Genomic DNA, 13,903 nt, shown 5'->3' on the forward strand with positions numbered 1-13,903 from the left:
CTTCACGGTCAATGCGACTCCCGCATCACGGCCGGTCCCGTCGCCCCGACCAGGAAGTCGAGGTCGGCGCCGGTGTCGGCCTGTTGGACGTGCTGGACGTAGAGCTGCTCCCACCCGCGCCGCGGCGAGGCGTACGCAGCGGTGGCGGCCGGCGCCGGCTTCCGGGCGCGCAGCTCCTCGTCGGGGACGAGCATGGTCAGGCTCCGGCTGGCCACGTCGAGCTCGATCAGGTCGCCGTCGCGCACGAGGGCGAGCGGTCCGCCCGCGGCAGCCTCGGGCGCGACGTGCAGCACGACGGTGCCGTACGCGGTTCCGCTCATGCGTCCGTCGCAGATGCGGACCATGTCGCGCACCCCCCGCTCGAGGAGCTTCCGCGGAAGAGGCATGTTCGCCACCTCGGGCATGCCGGGATAACCCCGCGGCCCGCACCCGCGCAGCACGAGCACGGAGTTCTCGTCGACGTCGAGGTCGGGGTCGTCGATGCGTGCCCGCAGGTCCTCGACGGAGTCGAAGACGACAGCCGGTCCGCGGTGCCGCAGCAGCGCGGGCGTCGCCGCGGCGGGTTTGATGATCGCTCCCGACGGAGCGAGGTTTCCCCGCAGCACGACGATTCCGGCATCCGGGAGCAGCGGTTCGTCCGCCGTGCGGATCACCGCACGATCCCAGACCTCGTGCGCGTCGAGCTCGTCGACCAGCGGCCGTCCCGCGACGGTGATCGCCGTGGGATCGAGCCGCTCGCGCACTTCGCGCAGCACCGCGAGGTAGCCTCCAGCGCGGAACAGGTCTTCCATGAGGAACGCGCCCGCGGGCTGGAGATTGACCAGCAGCGGCACGCCGTCCCCGATCGCGTCGAAGTCGTCGAGCGTGAGGTCGACGCCCACGCGTCCCGCGATCGCGAGCAGGTGCACGACGGCGTTGGTCGAGCCGCCGATCGCGGCGAGCGCGACGATCGCGTTGTGGAACGACGCCTTCGTCAGGACATCCGCGGGAGTCAGTCCCTCGCGGGCGAGCTCGACGATGCGCCGGCCGGTCGCGTGCGAGTACTCCAGCAACCGGCTGTCGGGCGCCGGGATGCCGGCGATCCCGGGCAGCGTCATGCCGAGGGCCTCGGCCATGAAGGCCATCGTCGAGGCGGTGCCCATCGTGTTGCAGTGCCCCCGGCTGCGGATCATCGACGACTCGGTCGAGCGGAAGACGTCGCTCGCGAGGCCTCCCGCGCGCACCTCCTCGCTGAGCTTCCAGACGTCGGTTCCGCAGCCGAGGGGCTGTCCACGGAAGGTGCCGTTGAGCATCGGCCCGCCGGGAACGACGATCGCCGGGATGCCGACGGAGGCGGCGGCCATGAGGAGGGCGGGGATGGTCTTGTCGCATCCGCCGAGCAGCACCACGGCATCCACCGGGTTGGCGCGGAGGAGTTCCTCCGCCGCCATCGCGGCCATGTTCCGCCACAGCATCGCGGTCGTGCGGACGGTCGTCTCGCCGATGGAGACCATCGGCAGATTGTGAGGGATGCCGCCGGCCTCGTAGACCCCGTTCTTCACGCTCTGCGCCACCTCGTCGAGATGGGAGTTGCACGGGGTGAGCTCGGACGCGGTGTTGGCGATTGCGATGTGGGGCCGTCCGTCGAACGCGTGATCGGGCATGCCCCGGCGCATCCACGCGCGGTGAAGATAGGCGTTGCGGTCCTCGCCGCCGTAGAACTGGGCGCTGCGTGCGCCGCCCTCCGGGCCGGTCATGACGTTCCTTCCGTCTTCGACGGGAGCACGAGCTCGCCGTCGCGGCGATGCGGGATGCCGGCGAGAGCCTCGTCGCGCAGGTCGGCGGGGAGCGCCGCGGCGGGTGCCTGCTGGTAGGCGACGGGGCGTAGGAAGCGGCGGATCGAGGTCGCGCCCACCGAGGTGAACGCGCTCGTGGTCGCGGGCCACGGTCCGCCGTGGTGTTGGCTCCACGTCACGGCGACGCCGGTGGGCCACCCGTCGAACACGACGCGTCCGACGCGCTCCTCGAGAGCCGCCACGATGTCGTCGATCGCTTCGTCCGGCTGCGCGTGCAGTGTTCCGGTGAGCGATCCGGCGACGCGGGACAGCGCCGCGGGCACCTCGGCGACGCTGTCGTACTCCACGAGCACCGTGACGGGCCCGAAGCACTCCTCCAGGAGCACGTCGGAGCGTCCGAGGAACGTGCCGATGTCGGTGGCGACGACCATCGCGCGGACGGGACCGGATGCCTCGGAGGCGTGCCCCGCGACGACCCGTGCCGCTCCGTCGTCGCGCAAACGCGCGACCCCGGGCGCGAACGCCTCGGTGATGCGATCGGTGAGCAGAGTGAACGCGGGGCGCTCGGCCACGCGCTCGTGCAGGCGTCGGTCGTCCGCGACCCCGCGCGGCACGAAGACCAGTCCCGGCTTGGTGCAGAACTGTCCCCCGCCGAGGGTGAAGGAGGCGACGAGCCCGTCGAGGATCGCGTCGCCCCGGGCGGCGATCGCGCCGGGGGTGACGACGACCGGGTTCGTGCTCCCGAGCTCGCCGAAGAACGGGATCGGGTCGGGACGCCGGGCGATCTCGTCCATCAGGCCCTGCGCCCCGGCGAGCGACCCGGTGAAGGCCGCGGCGCGGACGACCGGTGCCCGCACGAGATCCAGACCCGCCTGGCGACCCTCGACGAGACCGAAGGCGCCGGTCGGCGCGCCGGCGGCGGCGAGCGCGTCGGTCACGATCCGCGCGGTCGCCCGCGACAGCTCGGGGTGACCGGAGTGCCCCTTCACCACGACGGGGCATCCCGCCGCCAGGGCCGCGGCGGTGTCGCCGCCGGCGACCGAGAACGCGAAGGGGAAGTTCGACGCCGAGAAGACGGCGACCGTGCCGAGGGGGCGGAGCAGGCGGCGCAGCTCGGGCCGCGGCGGAACGGCGGCGGGGTCGGCGGCGTCGACGATGGCCTCGAGGTACGAGCCCTCCTCGAGGACTCCGGCGAACAGCCGCAGCTGCCCGGTGGTGCGGGCGACCTCACCGCGCAGGCGCTCGGCGCCCAGGTGCGTCTCACGGTCGGCGATCTCGACGAGCGCGTCCGCCGCGGCATCCACCGCCTTTGCGATCGCGCGCAGCCACCCGGCCCGGACCTCGCGGCTCGCCGCACGCACGGCCGCGGCCGCGTCGGCGGCGAGGGCGACGACGTCGCTCACCCTGCCGCCGACGCGTGCGAGTTCGGCCGCCTCACCGCGCATCGGGGTCCACCACGATCTCGACCGGGGTGGCATCCGTCAGCTCGACGACCGCGGATGCCGCGCCGCTGTCGACGCGATACCGGCCCGCGAACCCGTCGATCGCGACGATGCCGTCGGCGTCGGCGGTCAGGTCGGTCGGACCCACCCACCACTCGCCGCGGATGAGCGAATGCAGCGCGTCGTACGCGGGCTTGCGCGAGCCGTCCGCCCGGAGAAGACCGGCGGGCGCTCCGAGCCACGCGCCGTGGTCGGTGATGCCCCAGTAGGTGAGCGACTCGACCGCAGGGTGGGCGAGGACCGTGCGGTAGTGGCGCACGATCTCGTCGGCCTGCCGCGCCTCCCCCTCGGGGGTGCTCGGCCATTCGTCGACGATGTAGTCGTTGAGGTCGACGATCTCCGGGGGCATGATCTCGCCCGAGAGCAGCGTGGTCTCGGTCATCTGCAGCGGCAGGCCGAAGGCCGCGAAGCGCTCGAGGATGTGTGCGATCTGCTCCTCGCCGCGGAAGCCCTGGTGCATGTGGGTCTGCACCCCGAGCGCGTCGATCTGGATGCCGGCATCCAGGCAGTCCGCGATGAGGCGCTCGTAGTCCGCCGACAGATCGAAGTCGTTGAGCACGAGGCGGGCGTCGGGGTTCGCCTCGCGGGCGGACTCGAACGCGAGCTTGACCATCTCGACGCGTCCCTTGGACTGCGCCAGCCGCGTGACGGCGTTCTCCTCGGCGGTGAACACGGGCAGGATCACCGCTTCGTTGATGGCATCCCACAGGTCGATCACCCCGGCGAAGTTCGCCACCGTGGTGTGCACGCGATCGCGCAGGACGTCCTCGACCTCGGTGTCGCTGAGATCGAGCAGCCACGACGGCGTGAGGGTGTGCCAGACCAGCGGGTGGCCCTTGATCTGGACGTCGCGCGCGGCGAACCACTCGGCGGTCCGCTTCAGGCGCGCCTCGTCGGTCTGACCGCGGCGGGGCTCGTAGCCGCGCCAGTAGAACGGCAGCGTGACCGCGTTGAAGAGCTCGAGGTAATCGGCTGCGAGCCGTTCGGGATCCAGGGCCAGGGCCCCGCCGAAGTGCTCGAGTTCGCGCGCGCCCTCGATGTCGGGCGCACCGGCGATCCACTCGATGAAGTCGAACCCGATGTTGCCGAACCCGAACGCGTGCGCCGTCTGCTCGACCCGCGCCCGGGCCCCCGCGAGGGGGCGCCCGGTCGGGTCGACGAGGCGCACACGTCCGCCGACACGGCGCTGCGACAGATCAGACATCGTCGGTGGACTCCCCTCGTGCCCCCGGGTACCAGTCCTGGATGGTGTTCTCGGTCACCGCGAGGAAGACGTCGTCGGGGCGTACGCCCTCGGCCTCCAGGCGCCGCGCGACGGCACGGAAAGCGCGCGCTTTGGTCTCGTCGTCGTACATGCGCACCATCAGGATGCGGACGTACAGCACGTCGCGACGCTCACCACCCAGGTAGTGCGGGTCGGCGATGATGTGGTCGGCTGGGAGCGGGTGAATGACCTGAAAACGGTCCTCGATGTCCATGCCCAGGCCCTCGGCGAGACCCTGGTGCACCGCCTCGGCATAGGCCAAGCGCTGCGCGACGGGGACGGTCTCGGAGACTTCAATCGTGATGAGGGGCATCAGGCCCACACCTCCTTGGTGACGCGCACGTCGGCGCGGTTGCGGGCGGACTCCTCGATGGCGAGTCCGAGCAGATGGTCCTGGCAGGCGTCGGCCAGAGAGTAGGGGCCGTCGGCCTCACCGCGCGCCCAGCGACCGGTGAGCTCCAGGAATGAGGCGACGGCGATGTCGTCCTCCGACAGGCGTGTGCCCACCCAGGGGTTCCGGTAGACGATGCGCCCCTCGAAAGCGGCCGAGACGACCTCGTTCCCCTCGAGGTTCATGTCGATGCCCGTGCGCCGGTAGGTGATGGGCGAGGTCAGCACGCCCTCGCCCGACAGGCGCGTGACGGCGTCGTCGACGATCTCGCCGAGCGAGCCGCGGACGACGAGACGCCGAGCCAGCAGCGGATTCCACCACTGGTTGTCGACGAAGTCGTACAGGCCCATGCGGCCGTCGCCGAAGTCGATCGTGCCGATCGTGGTGGTGCGCGGCTGCGGCTGCGGATTCTCGACCCAGCCGTCGAAGGTCAGGGGGTCCACGAGCGGCGCCGTGAACGTGCGCGCCGAGACCACGGCATCCGCCATTCCCGCGCCGAGATACGACCGCATGATCGAGGTCGCGTGGTACAGGTGCGTCGAGGCCACCTCGACCGCCGTCGGCTGGCCGATGGCCCCCGACCGCACGACCTCGAGCCGCGCCGCGTGACCCGGCATGAGCATGTACTGCTCGGCGACCTGGACGCGTCCCGACGCTCCCACCGCCGCCCACAGCTCGCGCAGGCCGTCGGCCGTCGGGGCCGGCGGGGTCTCGGCCAGCACCATCACCCCGTGCTCGACGAGCTCGGTCACGACACCGGGCATCGAGGGCCACGACACCGAGGCGATGACGAAGTCGGGCTTGAGCGCCACGATCTCCTCGATCGTGCGGACGACAGGGATCCCCCATCGCTGGGCCATGCGCTCGGCGGCCTCGTCGCTGCGGGCGAGGACGCCGACGGCCTCCAGCCGATCGGGCGCGGCCGCGGCCATGCGGATGTGGAAGTCGGATCGCCAGCCGGTACCGACGACGGCGAAGGTCAGAGGAGTGCTCAAGAGGGGGTCTTTCTTCTCGGGGGATGGGAAAAGGGGCGGGTGCGGTCAGACCTGGCTCATGCCGCCGTCGACGACGAGATCGACGCCCGCGATGAAGCTGGACTCGGCGGTGGCGAGGAACGCCACGGCGGCGGCGACCTCCTCCGGTCGGCCGATCCGCCGCAGGGGGACCATCTCGGCCACCGCGGCAGCAACGGTCTCGGAGCCGCCGGTGAACTGATCGAATCCGGCCGTCGCGGTCGGACCGGGGCTCACCGAGTTGGCACGGATGCCGCGTCCGCCCAGCTCCGCCGTGAGAGTGCGGGCGAGCGAGCGGACCGCGGCCTTGGTGGCGTTGTAGACCGCGTGGCCCGGACCGCCGTTCGAGCCGGCGATCGACGAGACCAGGACGATCCGGCCGTGGTCGTTGAGCAGGGGCACCAGACGCTGCACCGTGAAGAACGTGCCGCGGAAATTGAGATCGCTGACGTGGTCGAAGGCCGTGGCATCCGTCTCCGCGACCGGGGTCGAGTCGACGTCGCGCCCGGCGTTCGCGACCAGGACGTCCACCCCACGACCCGTCGCCCGCACCGCGGCGGCGAGCTCGTCGAGACCGTCGAGTCGGGAGGCATCCGCCCGCAGCACGTGGACGCGATCGCCCCACGTGTTCCGCGCCTCGTCGATTCGGGCCGCGGTCATGCCCGTCGTGAGCACCTCCGCCCCCTCGGCGAGGAAGCGTTCGACCACGGCGCGACCGATGCCGGAGGTGCCCGCCGTCACCACGGCGAACTGGCCCGCGAGCAGTCCGCCGGTCACTTCAGCGCTCCCGCGGCGAGGCCGCGCTCGAAGGAGCGCTGCAAGAGCAGATAGGCCGCGATCACCGGCACGGCCGTGATGACCGCCGCCGCCAGCACACCGGTCTGGTCATTGGTGTACTGACTCATGAAGAACGTGGGAAGCAGCGTCACCACCTGCTTGCTCGGGTCGTTGAGCATGAGCAGCGGCAGCAGGTACGCGTTCCAGCTGTTGATGAGGGTCAGCACGACGATGGCCCCCGCGATCGGACGGGTGAGCGGGAGCACGATGTGCCAGAACACGCGCACGACGCTCGCGCCGTCGATGCGTCCCGCCTCCATGAGCTCGTTCGGGATGCCGTTGAAGAAGCTGCGCGCCAGGAGCACGGTGAACGGCACCTGCAGCGCCGCGAGCGGCAGGATCACGGCGATGAGCTCGTTGTACATGTCGAAGGTCGACGCCGTGACGAACAGCGGTGTGAGCAGCACCGCCTCGGGCATCGTCAACGCCACGAGCAGGAGCCAGAACCAGATCTCCTTGCCCGCGATGCGGAGCTTGGCGAAGCCGAACGCCGCGAGCATCGTGCACACGTAGACGAGGGCGATCGTGGACGCCGCGATGATGATGCTGTTCAGAAAGTAGGTGTGGACGATGCCGGTGGCGAAGACCTTGGCGTAGTTGCCGAGACCCTGACCGGCGAGGGAACCCTGCACCATGGCGACCAGCGGGAACAGGTAGGGCACGACGATGAGCGTCGCGAGGAGCTGCAGGCCCCACCGCGAGGCGCGGGATCGGACGTCGAACATGGTCAGCTCCTCTCGGACTGTCGGTTGATCCGGTTCATCAGCAGCCCCGCACCGATCGCGAGCACGAGAAGGGCGACCGAGATCGCGGCGGCATAGCCGAAGTGCTTCTCCTGGACCATGGTCTGGAAGATGTAGGTGCCGAGGAACTCGGTCGCGTGGTTGGGTCCCGCCCGTGTCACGAGGTACGGGACGTCGAACGTCTTCAGCGCGCCGATGACGCCGAGCACGGCGAGGGCGACAGCGGTGCCGCGGCACATCGGCCACACGATCGACCAGAGGGTGCGGATGTTGCCCGAGCCGTCGACGCGAGCCGCCTCGAGGATCTCGGGCTCGATCTGACTCATCGCGGCGTAGAAGAGGATGAACGTCAGCCCCGTCCACTGCCAGATGGTCACGAGCATGACGACGACCATCGCCGTGACGTTGCCCGCCAGCCACGGTTGGGTGAGCGACCCCAGTCCGATCGCCGACAGGATGCCGTTGAACGAGCCGTTCGCATCGAAGATCAGGCGGAAGACCGGAGCCATCGTGGCGGGCGCGAGGACCGTCGGGACGAAGATGATGACCTTGTACACCGGAGCCAGGTGGATCCGCGAGTGCATGATCGCCGCGAAGACGAACCCGATCACCGTCTGTGCCGTGAACGTCACCACGAAGAAGATCGCGGTGTGCCCGATGGCGCGCCAGAAGATCGGGTCGGCGAACATCGCGGCGTAGTTGTCGCCGCCGACCGGCTCCGACGGGCTGAGGATGAACCCGTTCCAGTCGAGGGTCGAGACGTAGCCGGTGTAGCCGATGGAGAAGTAGATCATCCCGACGACCAGCGCGAGCGCCGGAAGGATCCACGCGAGGCCGCCCGGGTACGGGGACCTCTGTCCGGCACGGCGTGGACCGCGGCCCGGGGTGCGTCGCGACCGCCCCGCGGTCACAACGGCTTCGGTAAGGGTGCTCATGTGCTCTTCCTTGAGTGGGGCGGGATCCTCCGTGGGCGGGAGTGGACCCGCCCACGGAGGGATTCGGCGCGGGGCTACTGCGCGTCCACGACGGACTGCAGGCCCGCGAGGGCGTCGTCGATGGTGACGTCACCGGTGGCGACGCCGATGAGGGCGTCACGGAAGGCGCTGTTGAGGTCGGCGGAGACCGTCGCGAACCGCGGCTGCGTCGACGACGCCGCGACGTCGGTGTACTCCTTCAGGGCGTCGAGCTGGACCTCGGGGTTGACCAGGTCGATGTCGTCCCACTGGGGCTGGATGCCCAGGAGCGACGGGATGTCGTTGAGGGTGTTGGCAACGGTCTGCTGCCCGGCCTCGGTCGTGGTCAGCCACGTGACGAACGTCTTGGCGGCGGCCTGCTGGTCGGACTGCGCGCTGATCGCCAGGCCGTAGTCGGCGTCACCGAACATGTTGCCCGTCTCGCCGGTGCCGGCGACATCCGGGAACTGGATCGGGATCATGGTGAACGGCTCGGGGTTGGAGACGCCCGCGGCCTCCATCGCTCCGATCATCGTGTCGCGGACGGTGTACTGGGTGTACCAGGTGCCCATCATGACCATCGCGTACTGGCCCGACATGAAGGCGTTGCTGGCGTCGGGGTACTGCTGGAGCCCCACGGCGCCGTCCTGCATGATGCCGTCGTCGAACAGCGACTTCCAGATCTCCATCCCCTCGACGAACGCGGGGTCGGTGTAGGGACGTTCGCCGAGCGAAGCCTCGATGTAGGCCCCGGGCTCGACGTTCTCCATGATCGCCTCGAAGGTGTCCATGTCGAACGCCCACTGTCCCGCGCCCTGCACGAAGCAACCCTGACCGGCGGCCTGGAACGCGGCGCAGACCTGCTTCCACTCCTCCAGGGTCGTCGGGGGCGTGAGGCCCTGGGCGTCGAACATGTCCTTGTTGATCCACAGGCTCCCCGAGTAGACCGACCCGGCCGACAGCCCGACGACCTTGTCGTCGACGACCAGTCCCTCGACCCCGGATGCCGACAGCTTGTCGCGCCAGTCGGAGCCCAGGGCCTCTTCGACGACGGGGGCGAGGTCGATCGCGCCCGCCTGGAAGGTCTCGACGCCGCCGTTCGCCGAGCCCGGGGCGACGTTGAAGATGTCGGGCCCGTCGGCGGACGTGATGGCGGGACCCATGACCGAGTCGTAGTTGTCGATCGGCTTCGAGACGAACTCGACGGCGATGTCGGGGTACTCCTCGTTGAACGCGGCGATCAGCTGGTCGGCGACGGGCTTGTCGGGGGTCCAGCCCCACCACACGAGATTCCCCTCGGTGGCGGACCCGGAGTCGTCGCCTCCCGATCCGCCTCCCGAGCAGGCCACGAGTGACAGCAGGGTGAGACCGGCGACCGCCGTCGCGCCGGCACGGCGCCAGGACGATGTCTTCTTCGACATGGATTTCTCCTCTTGTGCTGCAGGTGAGGCGAGCTCGCAGCATCGCGAGCCGCATGATCTTGCATCGCAAGTTTTAACGAAGTAAGGAACAACTTGTTACGCAACTTGCGTGGTTGCTATAGTAGATCCGTCGCCGCCCGCGGTCAAGAGTGCGGGCTCCGGGGGGAAGGAAACCCATGTCGCAGCGCACCGCCACGCTGGCGGAGATCGCCCGCGTCGCCGGGGTCTCCGTGCCGACGGTGTCTCGTGTGCTCAACGGGCGCCCGGGCATCTCCGCCCCGAAACGCGAAGAAATCGAGAAGCTCCTCGAGGAGCGGGGGTACGAGCGACGCAAGGCGCGACGCGAAACATCCCTTCTCGATTTCGTGATCGTGAGCCTGGAAACCCAGTGGGCCACCGAGCTCCTGCGCGGAGCGCAGGCCGAAGCCGCCCGGGCGGGAGCGGATCTCGTCGTCACCGCGACCGAGGGCTCGCCGGCCGGTACCCCCGAATGGCTGCAGCGCGTCGCCGGGCGGGGCACCGACGGAATCGTCATCGTCGTCTCCGAGATCGATCCGGTCGGTCGTGAAGAGCTCGCGCGCTTGAACGTGCCCGTGGTTCTCGTCGACCCCGTTGGCACCGACACCGAGTCGTTCGTCACGGTGTCCGCCGCCGACTGGTCCGGAGCCCGGGATGCCACCGACCATCTGCTCGATCTCGGGCACACGCGCATCGGATTCGTCACCGGTCCGCTCAACCTGGAGTGCCACCAGGACCGCCTCGACGGCTACATGTCCGCACTCGGACGTCGCGGCATCACCCCCGACCCCGCGCTCGTCCAGGTGGGCGACTCGCTCATCTCCGGCGGCATCACCTACGGCGGGAAGCTCCTCGACGCCCCCGAGCGGCCCACCGCGATCATCAGCGGCTCCGACGAGCAGGCGTACGGCATCTACCTCGCCGCGCGGGAACGGGGACTCCGGGTTCCCGAAGACCTCTCGGTCGTCGGCTTCGACGACGTCGACCTGTGCCGCTGGGTCAACCCGCAGCTGACGACCGTGCACCAGCCGCTCGCGGGCATGGCATCCGAGGCCGCCCGCCTGGCGCTGGCCATGTCGCGCGGCGAGACGATCGCCCACCGACGGGTTCAGCTGTCGGCCGAGCTCGTCGTCCGCGAGTCGACGGCACCGCCGCCTCCCGCGTAGTCGCGGCGAGCGCACCACGAACGACGAAAGCCCCGGAGAACCGGGGCTTTTCGTGGCGGAGACGGAGGGATTTGAACCCTCGGTCCCCTTACGGGGACTCCACCTTAGCAGGGTGGTGCACTAGGCCTGACTATGCGACGTCTCCAGGTGATCGACGCCGAAGCGCGAGCACACCGGTCCATAGTAGCCGCTCGGGGCGTGGCATCCGAATCCGGGATCGGGATGCCACACCCCGCGCGTCAGCGGGCGTTTCCGTTCGAGCAGGTGGCCTGCGCGGCGGTCTGGCCGGCGATCTCCGACGGCAGCGTGATCGCCGTGGAGGACGGCTCCGGGGTGGGAGCCGCGCTGTCGCTCGGCGCGGGCGCCTCGGACTCGACGGGCGCCGGCGTGGCGCTCTCGTCGACGATCACACCGTCGCCGCCACTGAGCTCGCCGGACAGCTGGATGGGCTGATTGGCCGCGAGCGCGGCCCACAGCGCTTCAGCCGCCTCTTCGTCGGGAACCACGCGGTTGGGGTCGTCCGGGTCGGGGTAGGTGGGGTACTGCACGAACACGATCTCGTCGAAGGGCACGTCCTTCACGGCCATCGCGATCTGCACGAGCGTCAGCGGGTTGGTCAGAGACGTGGAGGGGCTGACGTTGCGCAGGGCCGTCGAGGCCAGCTTGTACAGCGTCGCCGGGTTCGAGAGCACCTCCTCGCTGCGGAGCTTCGTCGTCAGACGCGACATGTACTGCTGCTGGTTCGAGATGCGGCCGAGATCGCCGCCGTCACCGACACCGTGACGGGTGCGGAGGAACTGGAGGGCATCGAGTCCCTTGACCGTCCGCATGCCCGCGGGCCAGTCGATACCGGTGTACGGGTCCTGGATGCCGTTGGCGATGCAGACGTCGACCCCGCCGATGGCATCCGTGATGTTGATGACGCCGCCGAAGCTGACCTTCGCGGCGAAGGGGATGTCCTGACCACTGAGCTCGGAGATCGTCGAGACCACGCACGACAGTCCGCCGTACATGAAGGCGCTGTTGATCTGCTGCTTCCACATCGCCGAGGTCTCGTTGCCGTCGGCGTCGGTGCACGACGGGATCGGCACCATGAGGTCACGCGGGAACGAGATCACCGTTACGCGGCGCGGGGCGTCCGAGATGTGAACGAGCATGTTCACGTCGTTCAGGTTGCCCTCGGCATCCGGCCCCGTGCACCGGTCGCCGAAGTAATCCGCGAACTCGGGCTCGCACTCGTCGGTGCCGACCATCAGCAGGTTGACACCGCCCTTGAGCTCGCCGAGGTCCGGCGGCACAGCCGGCTGGTTCTTCAGCTCCACGGCGTCGGCCGTGAAGCTCGACGACAGGTCGTAGACGGCGTACGCCGTGACCGCGGCGCCGGACACGAGCAGCACCGCGAGGGCGACAGCGAGGCCACGGAACAACTGGCTCAGCGGTCCGGCCGAACGCAGGCGCCCGTGGCGTGCGATCGTGCGACGCCCGCGCGGGGTCGTGGTCTTGCTCACTCGGGTCCTTTCGGGAGGACGGATGCCGCGGCGCGGCACCACGAGACCTCGACGAAGCGCAGGTCGGACACAGTTTAGGGACCACGTCCTGTGAATGGCGTGAAGAACGGGCGCGGCGTGTGGACGGGAGCCGGTGACGGGTCCGCGCGGAACCGCAGAGCGGGAGGATGCCGAAAGCGGTGATGGACGGACCCGCGGGCCCGTCCATCACATTGGCGGAGCCTGCGCGATGGCTTTCGAACCCCTCTTGGGAGACACAGCGGCTGCTCGACTGGATCGCTTCGCGGTTTGGGTAGCTCACGTCATCAGATGGAATCCCGGGTTGTTCTAGGTCTATGGCTGCGCAGACCACGCGCTGGGCCCGCGCAGCCGCGCCAGCCTGCGGTGGGATAGTCACCCGCATGGTGCAGCTCGACCCTGGCGACTGGCTTCCGTCTCACGCCGACTATGTGCGGATCCGCACGGAGTATGAGAACGAACGCGGCATCCGTTGGACTGAGGAATTTTCGGAGGTAGTGCGCCGTAAGTTGGCGGCGCTTAGTGAGGACGTCATCGAGGAAGCACATGGCGGCTACCTAAGTGGCGAACTCGACGAGAAAGTTCTCGCCCTGATCCGGCGCCACTCGCGCATACCACCCCGCGCCGATACGCTCGCCGAGGCGCTCACGAACCCGTACGTCACCGTCGCGGAGATTGCGGACTGGCTCGCCGCCATTCCAATCGCTCTCGCGGCCATCGATCGCAAGTGGTCAGCACAGGGCATGGTCGATTCTGCAGGCGAACTATTGTCCGACCTGGAGCCGTACTTCACGGGTGCGAATGACGTCCTTCTCGAGGAGCGAGTCGGCTGGCTCTACCTGCACGACCGATTCCGAAGGCGCGAGAGCCAGCCTCTTCACGTCGATGTCGTGCAGCCCCTAGAGGCCCTACTGAGTGCGGACCCACGGTTCGACGCGGCTGAGCGGGCATATGGTGAGGCCACCAACAATCTCGCCCAGGGGAACTACGGCTCTGCGGTCTCGCTGACATACTCCGCGGTGCAGGAAGCTCTGCAATCGCTCGGCGCCAAGGGGAACGATCTGAGTGCGCTTTTTGCGTCGGCGAAAGACAGTGGTTTTCTCAGCAACGCGGACTCGCAATTGCTTCAAGCGATCAAGAACCTGCTGAGCTGGCTCACCGCCAATCGCTCCGCGCGCGGGAATGCCCACGGGGCGTCCTCGGCGACGCGGGCGGACGCTCAGCTCGCTCTCAACACCGCGGCGTCGCTCATGCTTCGTTTGATGCAGTTCCCGTCAACCGAAACATAGGCGTG

At 69.3% G+C, this 13,903-nt stretch carries 12 protein-coding genes and 1 tRNA gene; 2 read left to right on the forward strand and 11 right to left on the reverse strand.

Annotated elements, in window-relative coordinates; all coding sequences use genetic code 11:
* Nucleotides 1-8: 8 nt before the first annotated feature.
* The 9 genes from P5G46_RS06990 to P5G46_RS07030 all read right to left on the reverse strand — a co-directional run bounded on the left by P5G46_RS06990 (nucleotide 9) and on the right by P5G46_RS07030 (nucleotide 9,899).
* Nucleotides 9-1,736 carry an IlvD/Edd family dehydratase gene (locus tag P5G46_RS06990; protein WP_239276423.1) on the reverse strand — a complete coding sequence of 576 codons (1,728 nt, stop codon included), beginning with the start codon at nucleotides 1,734-1,736 and terminating at the stop codon, nucleotides 9-11.
* Nucleotides 1,733-3,220, reverse strand: coding sequence for an aldehyde dehydrogenase (NADP(+)) (locus P5G46_RS06995; protein ID WP_374204595.1), 1,488 nt, complete (start codon nucleotides 3,218-3,220; stop codon nucleotides 1,733-1,735). The genes P5G46_RS06990 and P5G46_RS06995 overlap by 4 nt, the downstream gene beginning before the upstream one ends.
* Nucleotides 3,210-4,481: an endo-1,4-beta-xylanase gene (locus P5G46_RS07000; protein WP_408905315.1), complete on the reverse strand. Its 1,272-nt coding sequence runs from the start codon at nucleotides 4,479-4,481 to the stop codon at nucleotides 3,210-3,212. The genes P5G46_RS06995 and P5G46_RS07000 overlap by 11 nt, the downstream gene beginning before the upstream one ends.
* Entirely contained in the window at nucleotides 4,474-4,854 is a 381-nt protein-coding gene (locus tag P5G46_RS07005) for a tautomerase family protein (RefSeq protein ID WP_239276420.1), read from the reverse strand. Before P5G46_RS07005 ends, P5G46_RS07000 begins: the two co-directional genes overlap by 8 nt.
* Nucleotides 4,854-5,927 carry a Gfo/Idh/MocA family protein gene (locus P5G46_RS07010; protein ID WP_239276419.1) on the reverse strand — a complete coding sequence of 358 codons (1,074 nt, stop codon included), beginning with the start codon at nucleotides 5,925-5,927 and terminating at the stop codon, nucleotides 4,854-4,856. Before P5G46_RS07010 ends, P5G46_RS07005 begins: the two co-directional genes overlap by 1 nt.
* A gap of 45 nt (nucleotides 5,928-5,972) precedes the next feature.
* Entirely contained in the window at nucleotides 5,973-6,722 is a 750-nt protein-coding gene (locus tag P5G46_RS07015) for an SDR family oxidoreductase (protein ID WP_408905316.1), read from the reverse strand.
* On the reverse strand, nucleotides 6,719-7,507 hold the full coding sequence (locus P5G46_RS07020; RefSeq protein WP_239276416.1) for a carbohydrate ABC transporter permease: 789 nt from the start codon (nucleotides 7,505-7,507) through the stop codon (nucleotides 6,719-6,721). The genes P5G46_RS07015 and P5G46_RS07020 overlap by 4 nt, the downstream gene beginning before the upstream one ends.
* Nucleotides 7,508-7,509: 2 nt before the next feature.
* Nucleotides 7,510-8,460: a carbohydrate ABC transporter permease gene (locus P5G46_RS07025; protein ID WP_239276415.1), complete on the reverse strand. Its 951-nt coding sequence runs from the start codon at nucleotides 8,458-8,460 to the stop codon at nucleotides 7,510-7,512.
* 74 nt (nucleotides 8,461-8,534) lie between these two features.
* Nucleotides 8,535-9,899: an extracellular solute-binding protein gene (locus P5G46_RS07030; RefSeq protein ID WP_408905317.1), complete on the reverse strand. Its 1,365-nt coding sequence runs from the start codon at nucleotides 9,897-9,899 to the stop codon at nucleotides 8,535-8,537.
* A 176-nt stretch (nucleotides 9,900-10,075) separates the two neighbouring features.
* Here P5G46_RS07030 and P5G46_RS07035 point away from each other — a divergent pair, with 176 nt between their 5' ends.
* Nucleotides 10,076-11,083 carry a LacI family DNA-binding transcriptional regulator gene (locus tag P5G46_RS07035; protein ID WP_408905318.1) on the forward strand — a complete coding sequence of 336 codons (1,008 nt, stop codon included), beginning with the start codon at nucleotides 10,076-10,078 and terminating at the stop codon, nucleotides 11,081-11,083.
* A gap of 53 nt (nucleotides 11,084-11,136) precedes the next feature.
* On the opposite strand, the gene P5G46_RS07040 is transcribed toward P5G46_RS07035, so the two are convergent.
* Nucleotides 11,137-11,228 (reverse strand) — tRNA-Ser (locus tag P5G46_RS07040).
* 94 nt (nucleotides 11,229-11,322) lie between these two features.
* Nucleotides 11,323-12,591: an LCP family protein gene (locus P5G46_RS07045; protein WP_239279134.1), complete on the reverse strand. Its 1,269-nt coding sequence runs from the start codon at nucleotides 12,589-12,591 to the stop codon at nucleotides 11,323-11,325.
* A 401-nt stretch (nucleotides 12,592-12,992) separates the two neighbouring features.
* Between P5G46_RS07045 and P5G46_RS07050 the strand changes: the two genes are divergently transcribed.
* Nucleotides 12,993-13,898 carry a hypothetical protein gene (locus tag P5G46_RS07050; RefSeq protein WP_408905319.1) on the forward strand — a complete coding sequence of 302 codons (906 nt, stop codon included), beginning with the start codon at nucleotides 12,993-12,995 and terminating at the stop codon, nucleotides 13,896-13,898.
* The last annotated feature ends 5 nt before the right edge of the window (nucleotides 13,899-13,903 follow it).

It is taken from the genome of Microbacterium mcarthurae, from assembly GCF_046064585.1.
Lineage (GTDB): Bacteria > Actinomycetota > Actinomycetes > Actinomycetales > Microbacteriaceae > Microbacterium > Microbacterium mcarthurae.

Coding starts and splice junctions, on each gene's coding strand:
- P5G46_RS06990 (WP_239276423.1), bottom strand. CDS start 1,736: ATGACCGGCCCGGAGGGCGGCGCACGCAGCGCCCAGTTCTACGGCGGC.
- P5G46_RS06995 (WP_374204595.1), bottom strand. CDS start 3,220: ATGCGCGGTGAGGCGGCCGAACTCGCACGCGTCGGCGGCAGGGTGAGC.
- P5G46_RS07000 (WP_408905315.1), bottom strand. CDS start 4,481: ATGTCTGATCTGTCGCAGCGCCGTGTCGGCGGACGTGTGCGCCTCGTC.
- P5G46_RS07005 (WP_239276420.1), bottom strand. CDS start 4,854: ATGCCCCTCATCACGATTGAAGTCTCCGAGACCGTCCCCGTCGCGCAG.
- P5G46_RS07020 (WP_239276416.1), bottom strand. CDS start 7,507: ATGTTCGACGTCCGATCCCGCGCCTCGCGGTGGGGCCTGCAGCTCCTC.
- P5G46_RS07025 (WP_239276415.1), bottom strand. CDS start 8,460: ATGAGCACCCTTACCGAAGCCGTTGTGACCGCGGGGCGGTCGCGACGC.
- P5G46_RS07030 (WP_408905317.1), bottom strand. CDS start 9,899: ATGTCGAAGAAGACATCGTCCTGGCGCCGTGCCGGCGCGACGGCGGTC.
- P5G46_RS07035 (WP_408905318.1), top strand. CDS start 10,076: ATGTCGCAGCGCACCGCCACGCTGGCGGAGATCGCCCGCGTCGCCGGG.
- P5G46_RS07050 (WP_408905319.1), top strand. CDS start 12,993: ATGGTGCAGCTCGACCCTGGCGACTGGCTTCCGTCTCACGCCGACTAT.